Source organism: Pseudomonas sp. LBUM1676, assembly GCF_059695605.1.
Map to the genome: position 1 here is coordinate 5,067,834 of NZ_CP166777.1, position 25,149 is coordinate 5,092,982.

22 protein-coding genes are annotated in these 25,149 nt (G+C 59.6%); 2 read left to right on the forward strand and 20 right to left on the reverse strand.

Features of this window, described 5'->3' with window-relative positions:
• Positions 1-173: 173 nt before the first annotated feature.
• The 18 genes from ACA041_RS23365 to ACA041_RS23450 all read right to left on the reverse strand — a co-directional run bounded on the left by ACA041_RS23365 (position 174) and on the right by ACA041_RS23450 (position 18,472).
• Positions 174-1,481 carry a flagellar hook-length control protein FliK gene (locus ACA041_RS23365; RefSeq protein WP_497437900.1) on the reverse strand — a complete coding sequence of 436 codons (1,308 nt, stop codon included), beginning with the start codon at positions 1,479-1,481 and terminating at the stop codon, positions 174-176.
• 83 nt (positions 1,482-1,564) lie between these two features.
• Positions 1,565-1,933, reverse strand: a complete 369-nt coding sequence (locus ACA041_RS23370; protein WP_497437901.1) for an Hpt domain-containing protein — start codon at positions 1,931-1,933, stop codon at positions 1,565-1,567.
• A gap of 30 nt (positions 1,934-1,963) precedes the next feature.
• A complete protein-coding gene (locus tag ACA041_RS23375; RefSeq protein ID WP_497437902.1) occupies positions 1,964-3,670 on the reverse strand; it encodes an ATP-binding SpoIIE family protein phosphatase in 1,707 nt (568 codons plus the stop codon).
• Between the two features lie 5 nt (positions 3,671-3,675).
• A complete protein-coding gene (locus tag ACA041_RS23380) occupies positions 3,676-3,981 on the reverse strand; it encodes an STAS domain-containing protein (RefSeq protein ID WP_497437903.1) in 306 nt (101 codons plus the stop codon).
• Between the two features lie 211 nt (positions 3,982-4,192).
• Positions 4,193-4,642, reverse strand: coding sequence for a flagellar export protein FliJ (gene fliJ / locus ACA041_RS23385; protein ID WP_497437904.1), 450 nt, complete (start codon positions 4,640-4,642; stop codon positions 4,193-4,195).
• Positions 4,643-4,647: 5 nt separating this feature from the next.
• Entirely contained in the window at positions 4,648-6,006 is a 1,359-nt protein-coding gene (gene fliI, locus ACA041_RS23390; protein WP_497437905.1) for a flagellar protein export ATPase FliI, read from the reverse strand.
• The gene (fliH, locus tag ACA041_RS23395) at positions 5,996-6,796 is read right to left on the reverse strand and encodes a flagellar assembly protein FliH (RefSeq protein WP_497437906.1); all 801 of its coding nucleotides are present in this window, start codon (positions 6,794-6,796) and stop codon (positions 5,996-5,998) included. Before fliH ends, fliI begins: the two co-directional genes overlap by 11 nt.
• Before the next feature lie 7 nt (positions 6,797-6,803).
• Entirely contained in the window at positions 6,804-7,820 is a 1,017-nt protein-coding gene (gene fliG, locus ACA041_RS23400; protein ID WP_497437907.1) for a flagellar motor switch protein FliG, read from the reverse strand.
• Positions 7,813-9,597 (reverse strand): flagellar basal-body MS-ring/collar protein FliF, encoded by a 1,785-nt coding sequence (gene fliF, locus ACA041_RS23405; RefSeq protein WP_497437908.1) that lies wholly within the window; start codon positions 9,595-9,597, stop codon positions 7,813-7,815. The genes fliG and fliF overlap by 8 nt, the downstream gene beginning before the upstream one ends.
• A gap of 15 nt (positions 9,598-9,612) precedes the next feature.
• Positions 9,613-9,942 carry a flagellar hook-basal body complex protein FliE gene (fliE, locus tag ACA041_RS23410; protein ID WP_497437909.1) on the reverse strand — a complete coding sequence of 110 codons (330 nt, stop codon included), beginning with the start codon at positions 9,940-9,942 and terminating at the stop codon, positions 9,613-9,615.
• A 225-nt stretch (positions 9,943-10,167) separates the two neighbouring features.
• A complete protein-coding gene (gene fleR, locus ACA041_RS23415) occupies positions 10,168-11,553 on the reverse strand; it encodes a sigma-54-dependent response regulator transcription factor FleR (RefSeq protein ID WP_497442160.1) in 1,386 nt (461 codons plus the stop codon).
• A gap of 5 nt (positions 11,554-11,558) precedes the next feature.
• Positions 11,559-12,782 (reverse strand): sensor histidine kinase, encoded by a 1,224-nt coding sequence (locus ACA041_RS23420; protein WP_497437910.1) that lies wholly within the window; start codon positions 12,780-12,782, stop codon positions 11,559-11,561.
• 111 nt (positions 12,783-12,893) lie between these two features.
• Positions 12,894-14,369: a sigma-54 dependent transcriptional regulator gene (locus ACA041_RS23425; protein ID WP_497437911.1), complete on the reverse strand. Its 1,476-nt coding sequence runs from the start codon at positions 14,367-14,369 to the stop codon at positions 12,894-12,896.
• Between the two features lie 167 nt (positions 14,370-14,536).
• Positions 14,537-14,830 (reverse strand): flagellar protein FliT, encoded by a 294-nt coding sequence (gene fliT / locus ACA041_RS23430; protein WP_497437912.1) that lies wholly within the window; start codon positions 14,828-14,830, stop codon positions 14,537-14,539.
• A 24-nt stretch (positions 14,831-14,854) separates the two neighbouring features.
• Positions 14,855-15,241, reverse strand: a complete 387-nt coding sequence (gene fliS / locus ACA041_RS23435) for a flagellar export chaperone FliS (protein ID WP_497437913.1) — start codon at positions 15,239-15,241, stop codon at positions 14,855-14,857.
• A 186-nt stretch (positions 15,242-15,427) separates the two neighbouring features.
• Entirely contained in the window at positions 15,428-16,825 is a 1,398-nt protein-coding gene (gene fliD / locus ACA041_RS23440) for a flagellar filament capping protein FliD (RefSeq protein WP_497437914.1), read from the reverse strand.
• 86 nt (positions 16,826-16,911) lie between these two features.
• Positions 16,912-17,268, reverse strand: a complete 357-nt coding sequence (locus tag ACA041_RS23445) for a flagellar protein FlaG (protein WP_497437915.1) — start codon at positions 17,266-17,268, stop codon at positions 16,912-16,914.
• Between the two features lie 76 nt (positions 17,269-17,344).
• Positions 17,345-18,472 carry a flagellin N-terminal helical domain-containing protein gene (locus ACA041_RS23450; RefSeq protein ID WP_497437916.1) on the reverse strand — a complete coding sequence of 376 codons (1,128 nt, stop codon included), beginning with the start codon at positions 18,470-18,472 and terminating at the stop codon, positions 17,345-17,347.
• Positions 18,473-18,701: 229 nt separating this feature from the next.
• On the opposite strand from ACA041_RS23450, the gene ACA041_RS23455 reads away from it, so the two are divergent.
• Positions 18,702-20,339: a tetratricopeptide repeat protein gene (locus tag ACA041_RS23455; RefSeq protein WP_497437917.1), complete on the forward strand. Its 1,638-nt coding sequence runs from the start codon at positions 18,702-18,704 to the stop codon at positions 20,337-20,339.
• 42 nt (positions 20,340-20,381) lie between these two features.
• Complete coding sequence (locus tag ACA041_RS23460; protein ID WP_497437918.1) at positions 20,382-22,244, forward strand: FkbM family methyltransferase; 1,863 nt, start codon at positions 20,382-20,384, stop codon at positions 22,242-22,244.
• A gap of 115 nt (positions 22,245-22,359) precedes the next feature.
• Here ACA041_RS23460 and ACA041_RS23465 read toward each other — a convergent pair whose 3' ends face one another.
• Together ACA041_RS23465 and ACA041_RS23470 are read right to left on the reverse strand one after the other, a co-directional pair.
• Positions 22,360-23,295, reverse strand: a complete 936-nt coding sequence (locus tag ACA041_RS23465) for a ketoacyl-ACP synthase III (RefSeq protein ID WP_497442161.1) — start codon at positions 23,293-23,295, stop codon at positions 22,360-22,362.
• A 296-nt stretch (positions 23,296-23,591) separates the two neighbouring features.
• Positions 23,592-25,136, reverse strand: coding sequence for a flagellar hook-associated protein 3 (locus ACA041_RS23470; protein WP_497437919.1), 1,545 nt, complete (start codon positions 25,134-25,136; stop codon positions 23,592-23,594).
• Between the last annotated feature and the right edge of the window lie 13 nt (positions 25,137-25,149).

Here is a 25,149-nt window from a genome sequence, read left to right on the forward strand (position 1 = left end):
CCGTCGCTAATCGAGGTTTTACAGTCGCAAGGCAAGGCAAGAGCAAGTGTTATGCCATGTAGGAGCGAGCTCGCTCGCGAAAAACGCCAAGACAACGCGTGCATCCTGAAAGAACGCGTTATCGTTAAAGTCCATCGCGAGCAAGCTCGCTCCTACAGTGGTTTTGCGTTGGATCAGGCGTAGTAGTCGACGGCGCTGGAGCCGATGACGCTGGTTGGGCTGGCCGCGATTTCGGCGACTGTTGGTGCAATCTCGTCGTTACTGGAGTCGAGGCGACTGCCGCTGGCACTGGTGCGTCCGCTCTGACTGTGTTGAGCCTGTTCCTGCCCTTGCTGCGACCCCCGGGACTGGTCGGACACATTGACATCGACCTGCCCCATCCCCTGCTGCACAAACATCTCACGCAGGCGATGCATCTGCCCGTCCAGGGCTTCGCGGACGCCGGGATGGGCGCTCATGAAGGTGACCTGGGTCTGCTGGTCCGGCACCATGTTCACCCGAATGTCGAGGCGCCCCAGTTCGGCCGGTTGCAACTGGATGTCGGCCGCCTTGAGGTTGGCGCTGGACAGGTACATGACCCGGTTCACCACCTCTTCGGTCCAGCCACTTTGATGCATGGCGAGCGGCTGGTTCACCGGCAACGCGTTAGCGGTTTTCGGCGTGGCCGCCTGGGTCAGCGCCGCCAGGCGGTTGGCGAAATCGTCGACCCGGGTATCGCCGCTGGCGGCGTTCAAATCCTTCAAGCCGTCATCGATCAGGCCGCTGAAGGCCTTGTCACCACCTCGGGTGCTGTCCTGGTCGGCCTGCACGTCGAGCATGCCCGCCATGCCCGCGACGAAGTTCTGCGCCGGCGTCGGCTCGCCCTCGGCCTCGGTCGGCGCCGCTGTCGGCTGCGCCTGGCTGGAAGCGGAAACGTGCCCGCTCTGCTCCATGGCCATGCGCAAGGCTGGCAGGGCATCGAGGGGGTCGGCTTGCGGATCGAACCCAGTGGCCGCGGTGACAGCAGCCGCCGTCATTGTCACAACGATCGGCTGCTCGCCCAGTGGTTGCGCGGCGTCTGCCGCTGGCGGAGTTTGCACAACGGGAGTGGCCGCTGCGGGATCGACGGCTGGCTCGCCCGCCGCCGCGTCGGCGACAGCGGTGTCGGCCGCAGCCGAATCATCGTCGGCGGTCTTGTGCTCGGCCGCCTGTTTCTCGGCGGGCAAGGATTTGCCGCTATCGGCAACGGCCGGATTCTGCGCGGCAGGCTTGTCGTGGCTGACATCCTTTTTGTCCGGGCCATCCGCGGCGCTGTCGCGCACGGGCTTGGGCGGCCCATCGTTGCCGGCAGACACCTTATTCTGAGCCTGATTGGCGTAGACATGAGCGAAGCTGGATGCCTTGCCCCCGGGCTCGGCGACCTGCGCCGGCGGATTGGCGGACGCCGCCTTGGCCTTCGCCTGGGCGGCGGCCTGGAGAAGGATATTGGGGGTAACGGGCATGAAACGGTCTCCGCCGCACTGGGATCGTAGGTACAGTTGACGGAGAATGAAGCAAAGATCGCGCCAGGTTTGCGGGAACGGAACTACAAGCGCCGGGACGCGGTGTCGATAGAGAGAGAACGGTTGCGCTCCGCCTCATAGAGAGGCTTGACCCTGGCGAACTCCTGGTCGATCTCACCCACGAGCTTTTCAATGCCCGCGAGGGTTTTATCCTTGGCGCGCCGCTCCAGCTGGCCACACAACTCGGCAAGGTGGGTGGCCCCCATATTGCTGCTGCTGCCCTTGAAACTATGGGCAGCGTTCATCAGCTGCAAGGCATTGTCCGCCTTGCGCAACAGATTCAAGCGTTCTTCAGAGTCGGCGAGAAAGGTATCCAGCAGCATTGGATACTCATCCTCCATGACCTCTTGCAACGCGCTCAGCACGTCGCGGTCCAGATATGTGTCTGCCACTTGCTCACTCCTTGATCAAGAATGCGTGGATTATGCCAGAGCCTCCCAGAAAAATTCCACGCGGGCACTTCGACCATAGTCGGACCAGCTGGCGTTATGGCTCAACTGACGGATCAGACTGATACCCCGCCCCGACAGACGGACACCATCCGCGGGTCGCCCCATCACGCGCTCGACATCAAATCCCTTGCCGCTGTCTTCGACGCGAATCGTCAGGCAACCGCCCTCGCCCTTCGGTGTCACCTGCAAATGCACCCGGACAAAGCCATCCTGCAATTCGTCCAGGCGCGTATTGCGCTGTTGATAATAGCGGGTAAACCCCGAGGCATCCCGTTTGAGGCCCGAATCCAGGCCCAGCACGCCGTGCTCCAGGGCATTGGAATAGAGTTCAGCCAGCACACTGTAGAGCGCCCCGCTTTGCGCCCGCAGGCCATGGACCTCCAGCAGCAGCTGCAACAGATACGGCAGCGGATTGAAGCGCTTGAGGGTGGCCGCGCGAAACTCGAAACTCACCGACCAGTCCAGCGGGCAGGACTGGCCGCTGTCGGAATACACCAGCGCCTTGGGGCTCACCTGCGCCGCTTCCAGCAGGCTGACCTCGACCATACTGACATCGTCCCGGGCCTCACCGCGAAAATCCCGCAGCGCCCGCTCGATGTCTTTGAACAACTCATCAGGCTGACGATTGGCGGTAAACACCCGCTGCAGTCGCTCGACGCCAAACAGTTGTTCGTTGGCATCGCAGGTATCGATCACGCCGTCCGATAACAGGAACACCCGATCGCCAACCGCCATCGGAAACACTTCGGTGCGATCGTCAAAGGTGGCCGGGCTCCGCACCCCGAGCGGCAGATGCCGCGCCTTGAGCGGCGTGCGCTCACCGTTGGCGATGCTGTGCAGATAACCGTCCGGCATCCCGCCGTTCCACACCTCTACCGAACGCCGCTGAAAACTCAGGCACAGCAGCGTGGCACAGCAGAACATGTCCACCGGCAGGATGCGCTTGAGCTTGGCATTCATCTCGCGCAAGGTTTCGGACAGACCGTACCCCTTGGCGGTCATGCCATAGAAGACTTCCGCCAGGGGCATGGCCCCGACAGCCGCCGGCAAGCCATGGCCGGTGAAATCCCCGAGCAATACGTGCATGTCGCCGGCCGGCGTGAACGCGGCCAGCAGCAGATCGCCGTTGAACAGCGCATAGGGCGATTGCAGATAGCGGATATTGGGCGCGTTCAGACAGCCGGAATGCGCCACCTTGTCGAACACCGCCTTGGCCACCCGCTGCTCGTTCAGCAGATAGTCGTGGTGCCTGGCGATCTGGTCACGCTGTTGCAACACGGTGGCCTGTAGACGGCGCAAGCGGTCCATTGCCTTGATTTTGGCGGCCAGGATCACCTGATTGTAGGGTTTTGCCAGAAAGTCGTCACCCCCGGCCTCCAGGCAACGGGCCAGGGCCTCGCTTTCGGTGAGCGACGTCAGAAAGATGATCGGCACCAGGGTTTCCCCGGCCAGCGCCTTGATCTGCTGCGCCGCTTCGAAGCCATCCATCACCGGCATCATCGCGTCCATCAACACCAGTTGCGGGCGTTGCTGACGGAAGGCTTCGACCGCCTCGGCACCGTTGGCGGCCGTCAGCACCTGGTGGCCCTGGCGACGGACGATGCTCGACAGCAGCATGCGATCAGCCGCGCTGTCTTCGGCGATCAGGATCGTCAACGATTCGAACAACGATTGCACGGCAGTCACGCCACGTCGAAGATCTGTTCGAAGTTGGAGATGGCGAGGATCTTGCGCACATCTGCATTGGCGTTGGTCAAGGTAACCTCGGCATTCTCGCCGCCAGCGTGATCACGCAACAGCAACAACATGCCGAGCGCTGAACTGTCGAGGTAGGTAGCGTCCTTCAGGTTCACTTCGAAGGACTCGGGTTTTGGCTGGAGATTTTCGTAGGACTCACGAAATTCCTGATGCTTGGCGAAATCGAATCGTCCCTTGATCGATATCGTCAGCTTTTGTCCATCCTGGGATACTTCTGATAAGACTGACATGAACGGCTTCCTTGTCATTGGTAAACGTACGTGTAGAAGGTTTAGCACCTGCCGGGGGCGGGGGCAAGGCTGGGGAATGCAGCGTCGGTCAGATCGTCATCGCGAGCAAGCTCGCTCCCACAGGTTTTGTGTCGTTCACAACATTTGAATACGACACAGAACCTGTGGGAGCGAGCTTGCTCGCGAAGAACGATAACGCGGTCTTATTGATTCAATACGGATCCTGCCGCGGCAACCGCTGGGACAATTCATCCAGCAGCTTCTGCTCGCGCTTGTCCTCCAGCCGCCGCGCCTCATCCAGGTAGCGCTGCACCAGTTTGCGCAAACCTTCGACCCGGGCATACGCCTGCTGCCAGGTTTCCCGTGCCTTGTTCAGATTGTTCTGATGCCAGGCGAGGCTTTGGCGTTGCTGATCGATGGCCGTGCCCAGTTGCGCCAGGAAACCTTGATAACCCAGCAACCATTGACCGGAAACGCCGCTGCTGCCGCGCACGATCCACTGTTCCTGGTAGTCGAGACGAAAAGCTTCGAGGTCGGCGAGTTTGCTTTCGGCCAGGCGGACCTGCCCCTGGAAGTGCCCCAGGCGCTGGACCGCGGCTTTCTCGACCTTTTCGGCCATTTCCACCACAGGTGCCAGGCGTGCTGCGCGGGTCTGGGCCACGGCTATCAGCCGCCAGCTGCAGGGGCAAAGATCGACCCCAGGTAGGCTTCGCTTTCACCCAGGCTGATGCTGTCGTTCAGGCCCTGGCGCTGGTACTTGACCAACTGCGGCTGCAGGGCGATCGCCAGGTCGGTTTCCCGGTCACCGCCGGCGACGTAGGCGCCGACGCTGATCAGGTCGCGACTCTGCTGATAACGCGACCACAACTGCTTGAAATACTGGGCCCGGGCCATGTGTTCCGGCGTCACCACCGACGGCATGACCCGGCTGATGGATGCTTCGATATCGATCGCCGGGTAGTGACCTTCCTCGGCCAGGCGCCGGGACAGCACGATGTGCCCGTCCAGCACGCCCCGGGCCGAGTCGGCGATCGGGTCCTGCTGGTCGTCGCCCTCGGACAGCACGGTATAGAACGCGGTGATCGAACCACCGCCCTTCTCGGCATTACCGGCCCGCTCCACCAGCTTCGGCAACTTGGCGAACACCGACGGCGGATAGCCCTTGGTCGCGGGCGGCTCGCCGATGGCCAGGGCGATTTCCCGCTGGGCCTGGGCGAAACGGGTCAGGGAGTCCATGAGCAACAGGACGTTCTTGCCCTTGTCGCGAAAATATTCGGCGATGCGCGTGCAGTACATGGCCGCGCGCAGACGCATCAGCGGCGCATCGTCCGCGGGCGAGGCCACCACCACCGAACGCTTGAGGCCTTCTTCACCGAGGATGTGCTCGATGAACTCCTTGACCTCACGACCGCGCTCACCAATCAGCCCGACCACGATGATGTCGGCCTCGGTGAAGCGGGTCATCATGCCCAACAGCACACTCTTGCCCACGCCGGTACCGGCGAACAACCCGAGCCGCTGGCCGCGGCCGACCGTCAACAAGCCGTTGATGCAGCGAATACCCACGTCCAGCGGCTCGCTGATCGGTTCGCGCTTGAGCGGGTTGATGGTCGGGCCGTCCATCGGCACCCAGTCTTCGGCCTTCATCCCGCCCTTGCCGTCCAGCGCGCGACCGGCGCCGTCGAGTACCCGCCCGAGCATGCTCATGCCCATCGGCAGGCGACCGGTATCCGCCAGCGGCACCACGCGCGCACCGGGGGCGATCCCGGCGACGCTGCCGACCGGCATCAGAAAGACTTTGTTGCCGGAGAAGCCCATGACTTCGGCTTCGACCTGCACCGGGTGATAACTGTCGTCGTTGATCACCATGCAGCGGCTGCCCATGGCGGCGCGCAAGCCTTCGGCTTCGAGGGTCAGGCCGACCATGCGCAGCAGGCGTCCTTCGAGGATCGGCGCGCCGGCAAGCGTGGTGGCCTCGGCGTAACTGCCCAGGCGCTTGGCGAAGCTGGTGCGGTCAAGGCGCATCGGGCATGTCCGGTGCGGGGGCGACTGGCGGTGTGTTGCCGGCCGGCAACTCCAGGCTCAGGTCCGGCGCCGCCGGGTGCAGCGCCTGTTCGTGCAGTTGATCGAACAGTTTGTCCATGACCCGCGCAATACGGGTTTCGACCGACGCGTCAATGCGACTGTGCTCGGTCTCGACCCGGCAACCACCCGGCAACAATGCCTCGTCCTCGACGATGCGCCAGGTTTCTTCATGTCGCTCGCGCAGGGCTTTGACCTGTGCGAAATCCTGTGGGTTGACGTACAGCCGCACGTTACCCACACCCAGCGGCAACAGCTTGAGGGCATCGCGCATGACGTGTTCGAGCTGCGTCGAGTCAATGGCCAGCTCGCGCTGGATCACCTGCCTGGTGATGTGCTGCACCAGGTCCACCAGGGATTTTTCGATCTGGGTGTCCTGCTCGGCAATGGGTTCGAACAGGTGCCCCATCAGCTGTTCCAGCGCGGCAAGCTTGGCCGTCAGCGCCGCTTCGGCTTCCTGGCGGACCTTGAGCGTGGTGCTGTGGAAGCCTTCCCGTTCGCCGGTGGCAAAGCCTTCGTTGTAAGCCTCCTGGCGAATGCTTTCGAGCTCTTCGAGGGTCAGCGGCTGGACTTCCTCCAGCGGCACTTCCTCCATTTGCGGCGGCTCGGGCTCAGGTTCCGGCTCGGGTTCGGGGACGTTCGGGTCGAAACTGGGCAACGCCCAGACATCGACACCCCTGACGTCCTTGGCACGGATCAGGTCGGTATGGGACTCATCATGTTCGGTCGACATAGTGATGTTAGATCATCTCTTCGCCGCCCTTCCCGCCGAGAACGATTTCTCCGGCTTCGGCCATACGGCGGGCAATGGTGAGGATTTCCTTCTGCGCGGTTTCCACGTCGCTGACGCGCACCGGGCCCTTGGCCTCGAGGTCGTCGCGCAACAGTTCGGCCGCCCGCTTGGACATGTTCTTGAAGATCTTTTCCTTGACGTTTTCGTCCGACCCCTTGAGGGCCAGCACCAGCACATCGGAGGACACTTCGCGCAGCAACGCCTGGATCCCGCGGTCGTCGACATCGGCCAGGTTGTTGAACACGAACATCAGGTCTTCGATCTGGCCGGACAGGTCTTCGTCGACTTCGCGGATCGAGTCCATCAGCTGGCCTTCGATCGAGCTGTCGAGGAAGTTCATGATGTCGGCAGCGCGCTTGATCCCCCCCAGGTTGGTCCGCGAGGCATTCGAGGCGCCGGAGAACTGCTTCTCGAGAATCTGGTTGAGTTCTTTCAGCGCGGCCGGTTGCACGGTGTTCAGCGAGGACACCCGCAAGATAATGTCCAGGCGCACCTTGTGGTCGAAGTTGCCCAGCACCTCACCGGCCTGGTCCGGGTCGAGGTAGGCGACCACGATGGCCTGGATCTGCGGGTGCTCGTAACGGATCACGTCGGCGACGGCGCGCGGCTCCATCCACTTCAGGCTGTCGAGGCCGCTGGTGTTGCCGCCCATCAGGATCCGGTCGATCAGGCCGTTAGCCTTCTCTTCGCCCAGGGCCTGGGTGAGCATTTTGCGCACATAGTCGTCGGAGCCGACGCCCAGGCTGGTCTGGTCGCCGACGATCTCGACGAACTCGCTCATCACCTGCTCGACCTGCTCGCGGTGCACGTTGCCCATTTGCGCCATGGCCACGCCCACCCGCTGCACCTCTTTGGGCCCCATGTGGCGCAGCACTTGGGCGGCGTCGGTGGAGCCCAGGGACAGCAGCAGGATCGCGGCTTTGTCGACCTTGGACAGTTTGGCGGCAGCGGCTCTATCATTCATCTGCGTTAATCCACTCTTTCACGACCTGGGCCACGCGACCCGGGTCTTCTGCCACCAGACTCTTGATTGCATTCAACTGTGCGTCATAGCCTTCGCTCGGGCTCGGCAACAGGATGCTCTGCGGGCCGCCAAGGCTGACCCGGTCATTGGCCAGCTCGCCATCCAGGCCGCCCATGCCGCCCAACTCGACATCACTGCCATAACCGACCAGCTGCTTGCCTTTACCGCCATTGGTGATGTTGTTCAGCACCGGACGCAGCACGCCGAAGACCAGCACCAGAATGAACAGCACGCCCGCCACTTGCTTGATCACATCCCAGAACCACGGCTGGGAGTAGAACGGCACATCGGCGATCACTTCGCCTCGCTCGGCCGAGAACGGCATGTTGATCACGCTGACGCTGTCGCCACGGCTGGCGTCGAAACCGACGGCGTCCTGCACCAGACGGGTGAAGCGCGACAATTCATCGGCGGTCCACGGCGCGCGGGTGGCTTCACCGTTGGCCGGGTTGATCTTGACCTGATCGTCCACCACCACCGACACCGACAGGCGATTCAATCGGCCCTGCTGCTGTTTGGTGTGGCTGATGGAGCGGTCGAGTTCGAAGTTCTTGGTCGACTGTTGACGCTTGTCCGCCGGGTACGGTGCGAGCATCGGCTGGCCGGTGGACGGGTCCATGATTTGCTGACCGTTGGCGTCCAGCAGCGGCTGACCCGGCTGCACCATGCCGGCCGACGCGGTGGCGCCACCGGTGGTTGCAGGCGCGGACGCAGGCGATGGCGGCTGGTTGCTCAGGGCCCCCGGCACGCCTTGCGGGCCATTGCTGGTGGTACGTTGTTCGTTGACCGATTGTTCGCTGCGCAACGCCGGTTGATCCGGGTTGAACTGCTCGGAGGTCGACTCGACCACACTGAAATCCACATCGGCCGAGACTTCGGCTTTGTAACGATCGTTGCCCAGGACCGGTTGCAGGATGTTATGCACGCGCTGGGTGAGCATGCTTTCCATGCGGCGGCTGTAGTCGAACTGCTTGCCGGCCATGGTCAGCTCGGAATTTTCCGCCTGATCCGACAGCAGATTGCCTTTCTGATCGACCACGGTGACCTGGGACTTGCTCAGTTCAGGGACACTGGTGGCGACCAGATTGATGATCGCCAGCACCTGGCCAGGCTCCAGGGAGCGGCCGGAATACAGCTCGATCAGCACCGACGCACTGGGCTTGCGCTCATCGCGCACGAACACCGAGCTTTTCGGAATCGCCAGGTGCACACGGGCACCCTTGACGTTGTTCAGGCTGGAGATGGTGCGTGCCAGTTCGCCTTCAAGGCCGCGACGATAGCGGGTCGCCTCCATGAACTGACTGGTGCCCAGGCCCTGGTCCTTGTCGAGGATTTCAAAACCGATATTGCCATCGCTGGGAGTGACACCAGCGCCCGCGAGCTTGAGGCGCGCGCGGGACAGGTCTTCGGCCTTGACCAGCAAGGCGCCGGAATTGGGTTCGACGGAATAGGCAATATCGGCGGCCGCCAGGGTATCCATGACCTGCTTGGCGTCCATGCCGGCGAGGCTGCCGTACAGAGGCCGGTAGTCTGGTTGCTGGGACCACAACACCACGGCAAAGCCGATCGCCACGCTCGCCGCCAGCCCGACCAACAGGCCGACCTGACGCAACATGGTCATCTCGGAGAGGTTTTCCAGGAAGGACAACCCGAACAGCGGCGGTTTGCCGTCTACCCGAGAGGCCTTGGCCGGAACGTTATCAGTGGCTTCTGCCATGACTCGATATCGTCCTTAAACCGGCATTTGCATGATGTCTTGGTACGCCTGAACCAGCTTGTTACGAACCTGGGTGATCGCCTGGAAAGACACACCGGCTTTTTCCTTGGCGATCATCACGTCGGTCAGATCGACGCCGCTTTTGCCGATCTCGAACGCCGTGGACAACTGGCTGGAGGCCTGCTGGGTTTCGTTCACTTTATTGACGGCCTGACCGAGCATGTCGGAGAAGCTGCTGCCCGGCAATTGAGGGACGGCGGCAGACGGTTTCGGCGCAGACATGGCGTCCATCTGCATGGCCCGCATATCCAGCATCAACCGATTGAATTCAATACCTTGGCTCATGGTCATCTCTCGTTGGCGACCCGCAATTTTTTGACGCTCACTCAGCGGGTAATCAGGTGTTAGCAACAAGGGTGCCAGCTCCATGGCATGGTCAAACAAAAGCCCGCCCCAACGACCCCTCTGCAGGCGCCGGCTTGCTGGCGATAGCGGTGTGTCAGTCGATACATGCAGTGGCTGATAGACCGCTATCGCCAGCAAGCCGGCTCCTACAAGAGCGTTTCTGCATCAGGTGGCGAACAGGCAGGCTTCCACATCCATCCCTGCATCGCGCATCTGCGCCAGCTTGTAGCGCAAGGTGCGCGGGCTGATGCCCAAACGCTCTGCGGCTTCCTTGCGACGGCCACGCTCAGCGCGCAAGGTATCAATGATCATCTGGAACTCACGACGCCGCAAATCATCGCCCAACGCCCCGGCAGACTCGACTTCCACCTCCACCGCGCGCACCGTGGCAGGCGCCAGGGCCGGCAACGGCGCACAAGCAAGCGGCCCAGCCAGGCAGAAATCCTGCGGCTGAATCAAACCGCCCTGCTGCAAAATCAGCGCGCGCTGAATCGCGTTATCCAGCTCGCGCACGTTACCCGGCCATGGATAACCGATCAGACACGCCTGCGCCTCGGGCGACAGGCGCGCCGCGGCATGCTTCATCTTGCTGACGTGTTTGGCCAGCAATCGCTCGGCCAGCGGCAGGATATCCGCGGTGCGCTCGCGCAGCGGACGCCAGGCCAGCGGAAACACCGACAGCCGATAGTAGAGGTCTTCCCGGAACCGCCCCGCCGCCACTTCAGCGGCCAGGTCGCGGTTGGTGGTCGCAACCACGCGAATATCGAGGATGATCGGCTTGCGCGCACCGACCCGCTCTACTTCACGCTCCTGCAACACACGCAGCAGCTTTGCCTGCAGGCCCAGGGGCATTTCGGAAATTTCGTCGAGCAGGATGGTCCCGCCGTCAGCCTGTTCGAACTTGCCAGCCTGGGCCGCGATGGCACCGGTGAACGAACCCTTTTCGTGACCGAACAGCGTTGCTTCGAGCATGTTGTCGGGGATGGCGGCGCAGTTGATCGCAATGAACGGTTGGCTGGCCCGCCGGGAATGCTGATGGATGTAACGCGCCAGCACTTCCTTGCCAGTCCCGGACTCACCGGAGATCAACACCGTGGAATCACTGCGCGCGACCCGCGCGGCCAATTCCAGCAATTGCGCACTGGCGGGCTCGAACGCGATCGGCCCCTCGCCTTCGCTCGGACCGAGATTGCCAAGCGCGTGCCGCGCCACCAGATTGAGCAAGGTCTTGGGCTCGAATGGCTTGACCAGATAATCCGCCGCACCTTGACGCATCGCATCCACCGCCCGCTCCACCGCGCCATGCGCCGTCATCAGCAACACCGGCAATTGCGGCTGGCGCGCCCGAAGCAAGCCGAGCAGTTGATGGCCGTCCATGCCCGGCATGTTGACGTCGCTGAGCACCAGGTTGAATGCCTCGACAGCGACCGCGGCCAGCGCCTCTTCCGCCGACCCCACGGCGGTGTAATCGTAACCGCCGAGCAGCAGCGTATCGGCCAATGCTTCACGCAACGCACGGTCGTCCTCGACCAGCAGAACCTTGATCGCCATGGTCTTCATTGCGCGCCCTGCACGCTGGATTTTTCCGCAGCAAACAGCGGCAGGCTCACCAGCGCGCAGGTGCCGCGACCCAGCCGTGAGTGCAGCTGCAACTCGCCCTGATGTGCTCGCGCCACCGCCTTGACCACGGTCAGGCCCAGACCAGTGCCGGTGGCCTTGGTGGTGAAAAACGGCTCGCCCAGGCGCGCCAGGACTTTACCGTCGATGCCACTGCCGCTGTCACTGACCGCGACACGCAAAGTGTTGTCGCGGGTATAGAAATGGACCTTCAAGCGCACCTCACCGGCACTGGCCTGAATGGCGTTTTCGATGAGGTTCACGAGCGCACCGACCAGGGTGTCGCGATTGCACAACAGTTCGCCCGAATGGCTATCGCACTGCCAGCGGATCGGCAAATCCTGCACCTGGGTCAGCGCCGCCGCTTGCAGCGACTGCAAGAGCATTTTCGGCGTGACGCGATCGGTCAGCGGCAGCTCGCCGCGAGCGAACACCAGCATGTCGCGCACTTGATGCTCGAGCTCATGCAAACGCTCTTTGAGGCGCCCGGCAAAACGTTGCCGGGTCTCGACCGGCAGCGCTTGCTCAGTCAAATGACTGGCATAGAGCAAGGCCGCGGACAACGGCGTACGAATCTGATGCGCGAGTGAGGCGACCATGCGGCCCAGGGATGACAGACGTTCATGGCGCGCCAGTTGATCCTGCAGGTGACGGGTTTCAGTCAGGTCGTTGAGCAACACCAGCTGACCCGGTTCGGCATCCAGCGAGCGGGTGGAGATCGACAGGCGCCGACCGTCCTTGAGGGAAATTTCATGGCCATCGTCTTCCCGGGGCGCGAAGCACCGGGCAATCACCTGCCGCCACAATTCGCCTTCGAGGGGCAGCCCCAGCAGCTCACAGGCCGCGGGGTTGGCTTCGCGCACGATGCCCTGGGCGTCGATCACGATGACGCCGCCGGGCAACAGATCGAGGAGGTTTTGCAGGCGGTTGGCCAGGCGTTCTTTTTCCGCCAGTTCCTGCATGCGCTGGGCGCTGACCACTTCCAGTTCACCCTTGAGCTCGGTGACCCGTGCTTCAAGCATGCTGTAGGAGTCGGTCAGTTGTTTCGACATCTGGTTAAACAGCGCGAACGACTGCTCAAGGCCAAGCCGACTTGCCTGCTCTACGGACGAGGGGTGCCCCGAAGCGTCAGGGACAGGAGAGATCTGGGCGGCTTGGGGCATCGGGGCTCACTCGCTTGGCTGACCGTCAGTTAAACGGAACGTTGCGAGGGCTATAGCAATACCCGTGCCTAAAAAAAACCGCCCATAAATGAAGGGGTTGGAAAACAGGCGTCAATCATCCGTCTGTTCATCACCGTCACGACGGCTCATGCCGTACTTGCGCATCTTCTCCACCAGGGTGGTGCGCCGAATACGCAGGCGTTCCGCGGCGCGCGCGACGATGCCATTGGCGTCATCCAGCGCCTGTTGAATCAGCCCTTGCTCCAGGCCACCCAAATAGTCCTTCAGGTCCAGCCCTTCCGGCGGCAGCAGCGCGTTGGCGCTGAAGTCCGGGGTATGCCCGTTGATGGCCACCCGCTCTTCAAGATCACTGCGCAGGCTGTCGACCAGTTGCTCGTCTTCGTCGTCGACGTAGCGGAATTTCTTCGGCAACTCGACCACGCCTATCACCCCGTACGGATGCATGATCGCCATGCGCTCCACCAGGTTGGCCAGCTCACGGACGTTACCCGGCCAGCCGTGACGGCACAGCGACATGATCGCCGCGGAGTTGAAACGGATCGAACCGCGCTTCTCGTGCTCCATGCGCGAGATCAGCTCGTTCATCAGCAGCGGAATGTCTTCGACACGTTCGCGCAACGGCGCCATTTCAATAGGGAACACGTTCAGGCGGTAGTACAGGTCCTCGCGAAAGGCACCGATCTCGATCATGCTTTCGAGATTCTTGTGGGTCGCCGCGATGATCCGCACATCGGCGCTCTGGGTCTTGTTGCTGCCCACACGCTCGAAAGTGCGCTCCTGCAACACGCGCAACAGCTTGACCTGCATCGGCAGCGGCATGTCGCCGATTTCGTCGAGGAACAGGGTGCCGCCGTTGGCCAGTTCGAAACGTCCGGCCCGGCTGGTGATCGCCCCGGTAAAGGCGCCCTTCTCATGCCCGAACAGTTCGCTTTCCAGCAACTCGGCCGGGATCGCCCCGCAGTTGACCGGCACGAATGGCGCTTCCCGGCGCTTGGAGTGGTAATGCAGGTTGCGCGCGACCACTTCCTTACCCGTGCCGGACTCACCAAGAATCAGCACGCTGGCATCGGTGTCCGCGACTTGCTGCATCATCTGCCGCACGTGTTGGATCGCCCGGCTGGTGCCGACAAGGCTGCGGAAAAGATTGGGTTCGCGATGACGACCGCGCTCACGGGCCTGGTCATACATCTCGCGATAGACCTGGGCACGGTGCAGCGAATCGAGCAATTTGCTGTAGCTGGGCGGCATTTCCAGGGTCGAAAGCACTCGGCGGCGCAGGTCTTCTGGCAGGTCAACGGAAGAATTATCGCCCATTAACAACACCGGAAGGAACTCATCCCAGGTCGAGAGTGTCTTTAACAAGCCCAAAAGTGCGCCAGGAGCATTGACGGTCCCGATGAGGACGCAGATTACTTCACGACTTGATGCCAACGAGCCGACAGCCTGCTGCCAGTCATGGCTGCCGCAGGGGAGATTTTCTTCGCCGAGAAAATTCAAAATCACCGCTAAATCGCGGCGGCGAACGCTATCGTCATCGATCAGCAGGATTTTGGTTTCACGCCACATGCAATAGCAACTTCCCTAGTCAACTCGGTGCCCGAAATGAGTGGGCAAGCTAGCGCTTGCAGACCATAAGGCCTGTAGACGCCTGAAATTAGCGAACAGCCACTAGTTAAGTCAAAAAACCGTGCACAGTCAAATTTATGGCGCACTACATTTGGACTGCCGGTTTTTCAACCGAACAGATGGTAAACCTTTGCCGCGCTTTTCGCTTGCGTGATCTGGGACATTTCGTCGACTACTGCTTTTCTCTCTCCTGAAGTTATTTCAATAAGTTGCCCATAGACGCTGAGAAGCTCCTCGAGGTTTTCGCGCACCACCGCCTGGTTGATCGGCTGCTCCTCCAATACCTGTTCGACACAGACTCGACAGGCCAGATCCAACTCGCCGATGGCTTCCCAATCGCGCAACTGCATGGCATCGACAAGCGCTTGGCGAGTATCCTGAATTTTTTGTAAGGCACTCATGTCATTCTCCCCAGGCACCGAGGCCTATTCGGTAATAGTGATGGCGTCCCAACCCTCTTTGAGGGTTAACAGCAAGGCTGTGACCTCATCGAGAATTTCGCTGTCGTTGGACCGGTTCGCCTCGTTCAAGCGGCGCACCATGTAGTCGTACAAACTGGCGTACTGTTGCGCAAGTTCGCCGCCCTTCTCGAAATCCAATGCCTCACGCAGACCGCCCAGAATGCTCAATGCTTTGGCGATCATGATGCCTTTTTCGGCCAGTTGCCCACGCTGCATCGTACCCTTGGCTTGCGCAATACGGCTCAGCCCGCCCGCCATCAGCATTTGAATCAACTGATGCGGCGTGGCGTCCGCCATCTGGGAGTGAGCGTTCACGTTTCGGTATTGGCGAAGCGCGTTCATCGGGTTCATGTCGGTACCTTTGTGATGACCTGGCAGTGATGCTTGCGATATCAGGCTATCGGCGGAACTCAAGGATTCTTTAACCCTTTTCAACGAGACTGACTTAACGCCCAATCCAGCCTACGAAGTGTGCAAATACGAAGGGCAGGTCTTGGACCTGCCCTTTTTAGCGAAGAAAAGTCTAGCCATGAAAAATCAATCGTCGGAATTGACGTTGTTCAATGCATTCAGCGTGGTCATCACACTTTTGCTGGTGGCGTTCAGCTGAGCGATCAGGTTATCCATGGCGTTGTATTTGGCGTACAGCGTCGCCTCCACCTTTTCGATACGGCGATCCAGCGCTTCCTGCTGTTTGGTGAGAGCGCTCAATGTCTCGTTTGCCGAGTCGGTGCGCTGGTCGAGCATCCCGTTGTCTTTGCTGTAGACATCCAGGCTGCTGGACATGCGCGTCAATAGCCCTCCCGTACCGGTAAAAAAACCTTGCACGGAAGCGGCGTTCTTGGTCAGGGCGGTATCGAGCTTCTTGTCGTCAATCTCCAGCGTGCCATCGTTTTTCGAGGTCACGCCCATCTGCGACAACATGCTGATGGAGCCGCCACTGGTCGATGACCCCAGCAGTTCATTACGCAACGAGCTGAGAATCGAACGCGTAGCTGAGTCCCCCGTCAACGCCGCTGCGGTGCTGGTGGTTACACCGTCACTGTCAGTTGCCGTGGTGACGCTGGTGAGCTTCTTGATCGACGACACCAGCGTGTTGTAGGCGTCGACGAAGGTCTTGACCGAGGTCTTCAGGCCAGCGCTGTTTGTCGCCACTGTCAGGGTAGCTTCGTCTGCCTTGACCAGCGTGAACTCAACCCCACCGATAGCACTGGTGACCGTATTGGAAGCGCTGGTCATCGCCAGCCCGTCGATGGTGAATTGCGCATCGACGGCCGGCGCCTGGATATAGCCGCCCGCGGTTGGTGATGCCTTGGTGGCGAGCCCATCGATGTCCAGCTTGCTCAGGCTGCTGTCGCCGCTGGCCGTGACACTGATATCGGTGCCGTCACCCGTCTTGGTCGAACTCAACACCAACCGCTGCCCACCGTCATCGGTGATGATGTTGGCGGTGATGCCTTTGTCCTTGAGCTGAGTATTGATACTGTCTCGAATGGTCGAGAGGCTGGCATTGGCGGCGACATTAACCGTCAGTGGTGAACCGGCTCCCTGCTGGATCGTCAGCTTGCCGGCACCAAAGGTTTCACTGGTACCGATGTACTGGGTGGCCACTTTCGAGGCGGTGGCGAGCACCGATGTTTTGATCTTGTAAACGCCGGCGGCCGCATCGGTTCCGAGGGTCGTCGTCAGAATGTTTGTATCGGAAGACTTGGCGGCCAACCCGGCGAAGGAACTGGAAGTATTCACACCCTTCATGGCGGCCTGGAAGGTTGCCAGCGCACTCTTGAGCGTTCCGATGGCGGATAGTTTGGTGGTAGCCGTGGATTTCTGATCGGTGATCTGGCTTTGCTTCGGCGCTTTCTGGGCGTTGACCAACGCCGTAACGATAGAATCGATGTCGATCCCAGATCCAACTCCATTGATCGAAGTGGCCATTTGCATTTCCCTCAGAACAAAATATTGGCGCGTGGCGCCCTTTTTGTGGCAACTATAAATTTTTCATACAAAATCCGCGCCATTCGTCATGCCCAGTCACTGAACAAGAGACTGTCGGCATCCTTGAGGCTTTGCGCCAATTTCAACGCGATTTCGGACGGTATCTGCCGAATCACCTCGCCACTGTCCCTGGCCACGACCTTGACCACGGTTTCTCCGGTACTGTCATCCACTGAAAACTCGAGATTTCGCTGGATGGACTGAACGAAGGTTTGAATGCTGCTGACGGCGTCAGCCAGGTTTTGAGCGGCGGTGTCGCGCTCGGCCCTGTCGCTGGGCGGCAAGACTTTGCCGGCCTCTGCCTGCAAGGGTTGCCGGCTGGAGTCTCGGATGCCGACGAAGGCGGCGATGCCTGAGCTTTTCAGATTGCCATTCACATCCATCGGTAATCACCCCGGATACGCAAAACAAGAAAGGGCGCCAGGCGCCCCTTCTGTTATCGGCCTGAGAGGCTGATGGTTAACCCAGCAGTTTCAGTACGGCAGATGGCAGCTGGTTAGCTTGAGCCAATACGGCAGTACCGGCCTGTTGCATGGTTTGCTGCTTGGTCATTTCCGCTGTTTCAGCAGCGAAGTCCACGTCCTGGATCGCACTCCGCGCCGCGGTTGCGCTTTCGGCAACGTTCTGCAGGTTGGAGATGGTGCTGTCCAGACGGTTTTGCACGGCACCGAGGCTGGCGCGCTGGGTATCGATTTGCTTGAGGGCGGCGTCGATGACTTGGGTTGCTCGTTGCGCGGCGCCGGAGTCGGTGATGTTCAAGTCCTGGACAGTGAAGCTCGAAGTTACAACAGCAACAGAGGTTGTATCAGCCAAAGCACCAGCACCCGATGCAATGGCGATGTCGCTACCGGAAGTCAGAACAATAGCATCGCCAGCACTGTTAAGAGCTGCAGTTACACCGCTGACGTTGTTGTTGATTGAGCTTACAACGTCATTGATCGAAGAGCCGGAAGCGATATCGATCGTCGCCCCTGCAAGTACCAGACTGGAGGAGGCCAAATTGCCATCCGCATCCAATGTGACGGCAACGGTCGCAGTTGCAAGACCCGCCGTACCTTTAAGCGCAGTTGCGCTCATATCGCTCAGGGTAAAGCTAACGGTTTCGTTAGCGTTGGCGCCGACCTGGAAGGTCATGGTGCCCTGATTGCCTGCTTGACCATCGAGCAGTTTGATACCGGACTGACCACCACCGAACGAAGTATTATCGGAAATACGGGTCAATTCAGCTGTCAGCGATTTGAATTCCTGGTTCAAGGACTTCTGGTCTTCTGTGCTGTTGCTGCCGTTGGCCGACTGCAAAGACAGCTCACGCATACGCTGCAGGATGTTGTTGGACTCTTGCAGAGCGCCTTCGGCTGCGGCTGCAATGGAGTTGGCGTCCTTGGCGTTCTTAACCGCCACGTCCAGACCCTTGACCTGGCTGGTCAGACGGTTGGATATCTGGGACCCGGCGGCGTCATCCTTGGCACTGTTGATACGCAGGCCGGTGGACAGGCGGTTCATGGACGTGCTCAGGGCATTGGAAGCCTTGGTGAGGTTTTTCTGGACCGCCAGCGAGGTAACGTTGGAGTTGACAGTGAGAGCCATGACGAAATCCTTGTGAATGGAGGGCTACTGGGTGTTGTGGCTCTCTGCCTTGGCTAAGCCTTCAAGCAGGTATCGAGAACCTTCGTAGTTGTTATCGTCTGCCAAGCGCCTCGCTTTAGCTTTTTTTAACTTTTTTCTCGCATTCAAGCTTTGAATGCCGCATGGCCTCGTTTTTGCTACCTGTTTTTCTACCGTCAACGCTACGTCATTTTCCGACACGGACACCGCGATGCCCACTACTCAGCAGCAGGCAGAGCTGCAAAGCCTCGCCAAAGCACTTACCCAAGCAGAAAAAAACAACAACACCGAGGCACTGGTACGCCTCTACAGAAAACTGCTCAAGCTAACGCCCGACCTGGCGGTCGCCCATGCTCAGCTAGCCCACCTTTATATGGAGCAAAAGGATGAGCTGGCCGCTTTACCGCATATTGAGCAGGCCCTAGCACTCCCACCGGAGATTAAAGTCGATCAGACCTTGTTTAATCACCTGAGCAAAAGCCAGCGTTTTATCGACAACCTGCCTCAAGCACAGCAATGGTTCGATGCCGCTCCCAACCTGTGGCGTTTCAAACTCCTGCATGAAGCCCTGCTCAAGGCCAACGATCAGGAAGCAAGTGAACGCCTGATCCACCGGATGCTTGAAAAAAAACTTGCCCCTTCAGAGCAGGCTCAAGTGCTGGTACTGCTGGCCCAGCTTTACTACGCCCAAGCGCGCTACCACGACAGCATCGGCTGCTATCAGCTTGCGCTGCAATTAAGACCCAATGAAAAGTCGCAACTGCTGAATCTTGCCGCAACCCTGGAGCAGGTCGGTCGCTACCAGGAAGCCTTTGATTACTATCAGCAAGTCCTGACACTGGAGCCCGAGCACACTGGCACCCACCACAACCTTGCCCTGATCATGCTGCGGCTGGGCGAATTCGAAGCGGGCTGGAAGCACCACGAATGGCGCTGGGCCCGAGCACAAAAAGATCAATACCAGGAGTTTGCCATTCCACGCTGGCAAGGAGAGTCACTTGAGGGCAAAACATTGCTGGTATGGGCTGAGCAAGGCATTGGCGATCACATCATGTTCGCCAGTATGCTCAATGAGCTCAGAGCATTGGGCGGGACGTTGCATTTCGAGATCTATTCGCGTCTGGACTCTCTGTTTCAGCGCAGCTTTGCCGGCGTCAATTTCATTCGACGTGAGCAGCTGGGTAGCGAAGACCATGGCAACGTTCAACTGTTCAAACAAAGCTGGCCGCAAAGCGATTTTCAAATCCCCATGGCCAGCCTTGCTGCGCTTTTTCGCTCTTCAATCGAGAGCTTTCCAGCGCAAAAGCAGTACCTTCGCGCGGATGAGGCGCAGTCTGCGATTTACCGAAATGACTATCAGAGCCTGTTCCCCGGAAAACGCCTGATTGGCGTGTCCTGGCGTGGCGGCGGCACCGTTCAGAACGATAAGCAGAGCCGCCTGATCCCAATGGCGGACCTGCAGATTTTGGCTTCGCTACCGAATGTCCAATTGATCGATCTGCAATATGGCGATACTCGCGAAGAACTGGCTGAAGCCCGACGCTGTGGAGTGGACATCTACCATGATGAACTCGTAGATCCCAAACGTGAGCTCGATAACCAGGCGGCGCAGATCTCAGCACTCGACGCAGTGGTCAGCATCGACAACACAACCGTCCACCTGTCCGGCGCACTAGGGATCCCGACTTATATTCTCGTACCAGTCAACCCGAACTGGCGCTGGGGCCTGAATGAAGGCCCCACCTACTGGTATGGCAATGCAAAGGTCATCCGCAACCGCGAACTGAACGACTGGAAGGACGCGCTGGCACGCACCTGTGAAGAACTCAGGGCTGACAAGATTGTTTAAGCCGAACCCTTTGCGCCCCCTAATCAACTGCAGGAATTTGCAATGAAGTGCTGCGTAATCATCCCCGTCGGCCCCGGCCACAAATTATTAGCCCAGCGTGCCATCAACTCGGTGCAACAGGCCATTGAAACCGGCATGGGCGCATTCAGTGAAGTGGAGATCATCGATCAGGATGACACTTTAGGCCAAGGGCGGTCACGCGCACGCAACCTGGGCGTCGCTGCCGCCGCTGAAAAAGGCGCCGAATGGCTGTTCTTCATGGATGCCGATGAGCTCATGGCGCCCAATGCATTCGTGGATACGCAGCACTTGCTAGGTGAATACGACGCGGTGTGGGGCGCAATTTACGAAGCTGATCTGGTAACTCAACAGATCAAACGCAGGGAAAATGAAGTCAGCCCCATCACCTCCTTGGAACAGGTGCTGATCAATCACCCTTTCCTGACATTACACAATGGCCATTTCGTTCGACTTGAAGCGGCAATGAAGCAGCCATTCAATACAGAAATGGATTGTGGGGAAGACTTCGAATACTACCTGCGAATTTGGAGAGACTATGCCTGCATCAAGATCGAGCAACCGCTGTTCTTCAATATCCGAGGCCAACATTCGACAGGCCCTCGCGCGGCCACCGGGCAGGACTGGAACAAGGCGATGCCAGAGGTTTTCACAGCTTTCTGCCGTGATAACGAGATTGTTGCCAGCGTCCCCTTCGGCGACCGCCAGGTAAAATTTCGCCTGAGCAATACCCTTGATCTGATTCAGAACCAACTGGCCCAGGAGCGCTTCTTCGAAGCAAAAGAGCTGTCGGAAACCATGCTGGTGCTGCCTCGCAATGCGGTGATCTTCGATGTTGGCAGCAATATCGGCAACCACGCCTTGTTCCTGACCTGCATCGGTGACGCCAAGGAAATCCATTGCTTCGAACCGGCCGACATCACCGCCGACTTGCTTGAAGAAAACTTCCGCATCAACGACATCGCCACCGACCGCTACAGCATCACCCGCATCGGCGTGGGCGCTGCCAGTGGCACTGCAAGCTTCGACCGCCTGGAAGCGAGCAACCTCGGCGCCACCAGCATCAAGAACGATGCCAGCGGCACGATCCAGGTTGATTCACTGGATAACCGTCACCCGGAGACATTGGTCGACTTGCTGAAAATCGACGTCGAAGGCATGGAGCTGGAAGTACTCAGCGGCGCCCAAGCGCTGATCAAGCGCAGTCGCCCCATCGTTTTGATCGAGATCAGCAACGCCAATAAAGGCGCTTTCCTCGCCTGGGTCGCCAGGAATGACTATCGGATTCACCGGGCGTTCGAGCTGGTGCATGCTTCCAATTACCTGCTGGTCCCTCGCTCGTTGCGCAAGGGCTTCTACCAGGCAGGCGTTGCCGCCGCCAGCAATTGGACGCCACGCGTTCCTCTGGGCCCGTCTCAGGCACCCTGCGGCTGGTCAATCAAGGATTTCCTGAGCGGTTACCTGGAAAACTGCCGCGCCGTTGAGTTGATCAGAGGTGAAGACAACGCCTACATCGCCTTTGACCTGCAACGCCAGACCCGTGAACACCTGGGCACCGGCCCGGTCGAAATCGGTCGAAAATTTCCCGGCAGTATTGTGCTATTGGGGGAGATACTCGGTGAACTGAGCGATGGCCAGCTTCAACAAACGCTCGACAGCCTGGCAAAGAACACCGCGGAAATCATTCTGTTCGACATCATGGATGCCCGCTGGGACAAGGCCTTCAATCTGAACAGCCAATACCGCGACGCCGAGTACTATCTGCTGCAGGCCAACAAGCGTGGCTATCAGCTCAAGCATTATCAAAAGCTGCCGCACAAGGCCGCGCTGGGTGTGCATGAGCAGCTCGACAGCCGTATCACGCTGCTGCACCTGAAAAAAGGCTGATCACATCAGCCTGCCAAGAGGGGCACGCCTGCCAACTCGGTTTGACAGGTTCTGTTAAACAAAAAAGGCGCGCTTGCTGATATGCAAGCGCGCCTTTTTTGGCGCCGTCAGCAGGTCACGGACGATAAATGATCGCCGAGCCCCACGACAGGCCAACGCCGAAACCACTCAGCGCTACACGCTTCCAGCTGGCATCGAACATGTGTTTTTCCAGCAGCAGCGGAATGCTCGAGGAGATGGTGTTGCCGGTCTCGACCATATCCTTGATGAACTTCTGTTGCTGCTCTGGCTGCTCTTCAAATCGACGAGCCACGGCATCGACGATGGCGGCGCTGCCCTGGTGGATGCAGAAAGCGTCGATGTCGTCGGAGGTGAGGCCCGATTCGTCCAGCAATTCGCGCAGGTGTGCCGGCACCTTGAGCAGGGCGAAGTTGAAGACCTGGCGGCCGTTCATGAAGAAAACGCCGTCGCTGACTTTCAGGTGCGGAGCGCCTGAACCGTCGGTGCCAAACTTGGCCTTGCCCAGCTGCCAAGGCGCGTCCTCGCCCATCCAGGTAACGGTAGCGGCATCTCCGAACAGCATGGTGGTGTTGCGGTCTTCGGGGTCAACGATTTTCGAGTACGGGTCGGCGGTCACCAGCAGGCCGTTTTTCAGGCCTGCCGCTTCCATGAAGCCTTTGAGGGCATAGATGCCGTAGACGTAGCCGGAGCAACCCAGGGAGATGTCGAACGCCGCTACGCAGGTCGGCAGGCCCAGTTTGTCCTGGACGATGGCTGCGGTGTGCGGCAGGCCCTCTTCGTCGCCGTTCTGGGTGACGACGATCAGCGCGTCAATCGATTCGCGCTTAAGTGCGGGGTTGAGGGCGAACAAGGCGTTGATGGCCTCGACACACAGGTCTGAAGTTTCCTGAGTGTCATCCTTGCGCGGCAGGAAGGCCGAGCCGATCTTGCCAAGGATAAACTCTTCGTCCTTCTCGAACTTGGCACCCTGGGCGTAGTTATCAATGCCTTGCGCAGGCACGTAACTCGCTATGCTTTTTATGCCAATCATCATGGCTTCCCAATAATAAACAGCTAAAAGATCACCACTCGAATGAATTGAGGGGCGCCAAAAGAAAACGGGATAACCTCGCCTGGCATAGGCGGCGGAGTCGATACCCGAGGCAATTCAAGCAAATCGTGACGGCCGAGGCCAGTGTCATCCGCTAATACAATACAGGGAAGATGCGCGTTTTGACTTATTGGTCACACTCAAATTGCTCAATGGATCGCTCAAGGATGGGCAAATGCAGCGCGACCGGCTCCAGCGACTTACTTGAAGTCTGCCAACACCGGTCGCAGAGGTCCTCAGAGCTTGTTGAACAAGCTCAGCTGGGAGATCCTCGAGAAGGCCAGTTGCGAAGCCTGCAACATGGTTTGTTGCAAGGTCAGGGTCACGGAGGCCGTCGCTATATCGGTATCGCCGATCGCCGCCTGGGTGCCTTTGTTGGCCAGATCCAGGCTCAGGTTTTCCTGCTTCTGAATTTCCAGCGCGTTGTTGCGTGCGCCAATCTCCCCACGGACCAGATCGACTCGATCCCGGGCACTGCTCAGATTACTGATGGCCGAGGCGACTGCATTGCTCAGCTTGCTGGCTGAGTTGGCATCGGAATCCGGCAGCACCAACGCTTGGCGAAGCTGGCTGAGGGTGTCGAGTACGTTTTGGGTGTTATGGGTATTGGCCTGCACCGAGAACTGGTCGTTAGCGGCGGGAGCAGGATCGAAAGTGAAGGTCACACCCGCGGCGGTGATGGTTTTGCCGCTGAGGGTGCCTTTTTCGATCGGCATGCTGCTGTCACTGTAGGGCTGGGCATACACCTGGAACTCGGAATCACTGGTGAACTTGATTACCGCCCCGCCGCCGGGAAAGGTGCTCAGGTAAGCGCCAGGGTCGCTGATATCCGTTCGCGTGACCTGGGCCGTCGAATTGCCCGAGCTGCGCGTCGTGTTGATTGAGTCAGGCTTGGCTTCCAGCACAAAGGCATGCTTGGCGAAGGCGGCATCAACGTCGGTATCGTCTGGCTGCAGGTTTACACCCAGCTTGAAGTCCACCCCGCGGAAGCTGATGGTCAAGGAGTTTTCTTCGTTACGATCGAATGTACCACTCGTCACAATGCCGTCGTTGCCGACTATGCTGTACTCGGTCGCACTGCTGAAGGTCAATGTGTACGGCTGCCCCTCCTTGAAGGATTGGGTGTAGCGGCTCGTCGAATTGAGCAGGCCATCGGAAACGGTAACACGACTCTCGCCGTCCGCTGGCGCCGTCCGCATCGCCTGAGTGCGGCTGTTGTTGGTAGCCGAATCGAAAATGCTGTAGCCGGTATCGCTGGTGGCCATGCGCAAGGTGTCGGAAACCTGCACGCTTAGCTGAGTCTGATCACCCTGATAGCTGTAGGTACCATCGCCGTTGCGCACGTATGGCGGCGTTGAACTCTTCGAGCCGGCAAACAGGTAGCCGCCATTGGCATCCTTGGAATTGAGCATGCCGAATACGCTTTTTTCGATTTCTCCGATTTCTGCGGCAATCGAGACGCGATCCGGCTCGCTCAATGCGCCACTGCCCGCCTGGATCGCCAATTCGCTTGCGCGTTGCATAGCATCGAAGATGCTCGAAAGCACGCCCTCTTCTTGATTGAGCGCGTTGGTAGCCGTCGTCATATTGCCGCTGTACTGGCTCAGCAATTCGCTCTGCTGCTGCAGCATCAACAGCTTGGCGGCGCCTATCGGATCGTCGGCTGCCGTCTGGATACGGTCTCCGGAACTGATCTGCTGCGTGGTCTTGACGGTGTCGGCAAAGTTTTTCTGATAGCTCGCCGCACTGGTCTCGAAGTACTGAGAAGTGGAAATCCGCATAGTCGACTATTTC

Excerpts from the sequence above, each read along its gene's own strand:
- ACA041_RS23365 (WP_497437900.1), bottom strand. The coding sequence starts at position 1,481 with ATGCCCGTTACCCCCAATATCCTTCTCCAGGCCGCCGCCCAGGCGAAG.
- ACA041_RS23380 (WP_497437903.1), bottom strand. The coding sequence starts at position 3,981 with ATGTCAGTCTTATCAGAAGTATCCCAGGATGGACAAAAGCTGACGATA.
- fliI (WP_497437905.1), bottom strand. The coding sequence starts at position 6,006 with ATGCGCCTTGACCGCACCAGCTTCGCCAAGCGCCTGGGCAGTTACGCC.
- fliH (WP_497437906.1), bottom strand. The coding sequence starts at position 6,796 with ATGTCGACCGAACATGATGAGTCCCATACCGACCTGATCCGTGCCAAG.
- fliG (WP_497437907.1), bottom strand. The coding sequence starts at position 7,820 with ATGAATGATAGAGCCGCTGCCGCCAAACTGTCCAAGGTCGACAAAGCC.
- fliF (WP_497437908.1), bottom strand. The coding sequence starts at position 9,597 with ATGGCAGAAGCCACTGATAACGTTCCGGCCAAGGCCTCTCGGGTAGAC.
- fliE (WP_497437909.1), bottom strand. The coding sequence starts at position 9,942 with ATGAGCCAAGGTATTGAATTCAATCGGTTGATGCTGGATATGCGGGCC.
- fleR (WP_497442160.1), bottom strand. The coding sequence starts at position 11,553 with ATGGCGATCAAGGTTCTGCTGGTCGAGGACGACCGTGCGTTGCGTGAA.
- ACA041_RS23420 (WP_497437910.1), bottom strand. The coding sequence starts at position 12,782 with ATGCCCCAAGCCGCCCAGATCTCTCCTGTCCCTGACGCTTCGGGGCAC.
- ACA041_RS23425 (WP_497437911.1), bottom strand. The coding sequence starts at position 14,369 with ATGTGGCGTGAAACCAAAATCCTGCTGATCGATGACGATAGCGTTCGC.
- fliT (WP_497437912.1), bottom strand. The coding sequence starts at position 14,830 with ATGAGTGCCTTACAAAAAATTCAGGATACTCGCCAAGCGCTTGTCGAT.
- fliS (WP_497437913.1), bottom strand. The coding sequence starts at position 15,241 with ATGAACCCGATGAACGCGCTTCGCCAATACCGAAACGTGAACGCTCAC.
- fliD (WP_497437914.1), bottom strand. The coding sequence starts at position 16,825 with ATGGCCACTTCGATCAATGGAGTTGGATCTGGGATCGACATCGATTCT.
- ACA041_RS23445 (WP_497437915.1), bottom strand. The coding sequence starts at position 17,268 with ATGGATGTGAATGGCAATCTGAAAAGCTCAGGCATCGCCGCCTTCGTC.
- ACA041_RS23450 (WP_497437916.1), bottom strand. The coding sequence starts at position 18,472 with ATGGCTCTCACTGTCAACTCCAACGTTACCTCGCTGGCGGTCCAGAAA.
- ACA041_RS23455 (WP_497437917.1), top strand. The coding sequence starts at position 18,702 with ATGCCCACTACTCAGCAGCAGGCAGAGCTGCAAAGCCTCGCCAAAGCA.
- ACA041_RS23460 (WP_497437918.1), top strand. The coding sequence starts at position 20,382 with ATGAAGTGCTGCGTAATCATCCCCGTCGGCCCCGGCCACAAATTATTA.
- ACA041_RS23465 (WP_497442161.1), bottom strand. The coding sequence starts at position 23,295 with ATGATTGGCATAAAAAGCATAGCGAGTTACGTGCCTGCGCAAGGCATT.
- ACA041_RS23470 (WP_497437919.1), bottom strand. The coding sequence starts at position 25,136 with ATGCGGATTTCCACTTCTCAGTACTTCGAGACCAGTGCGGCGAGCTAT.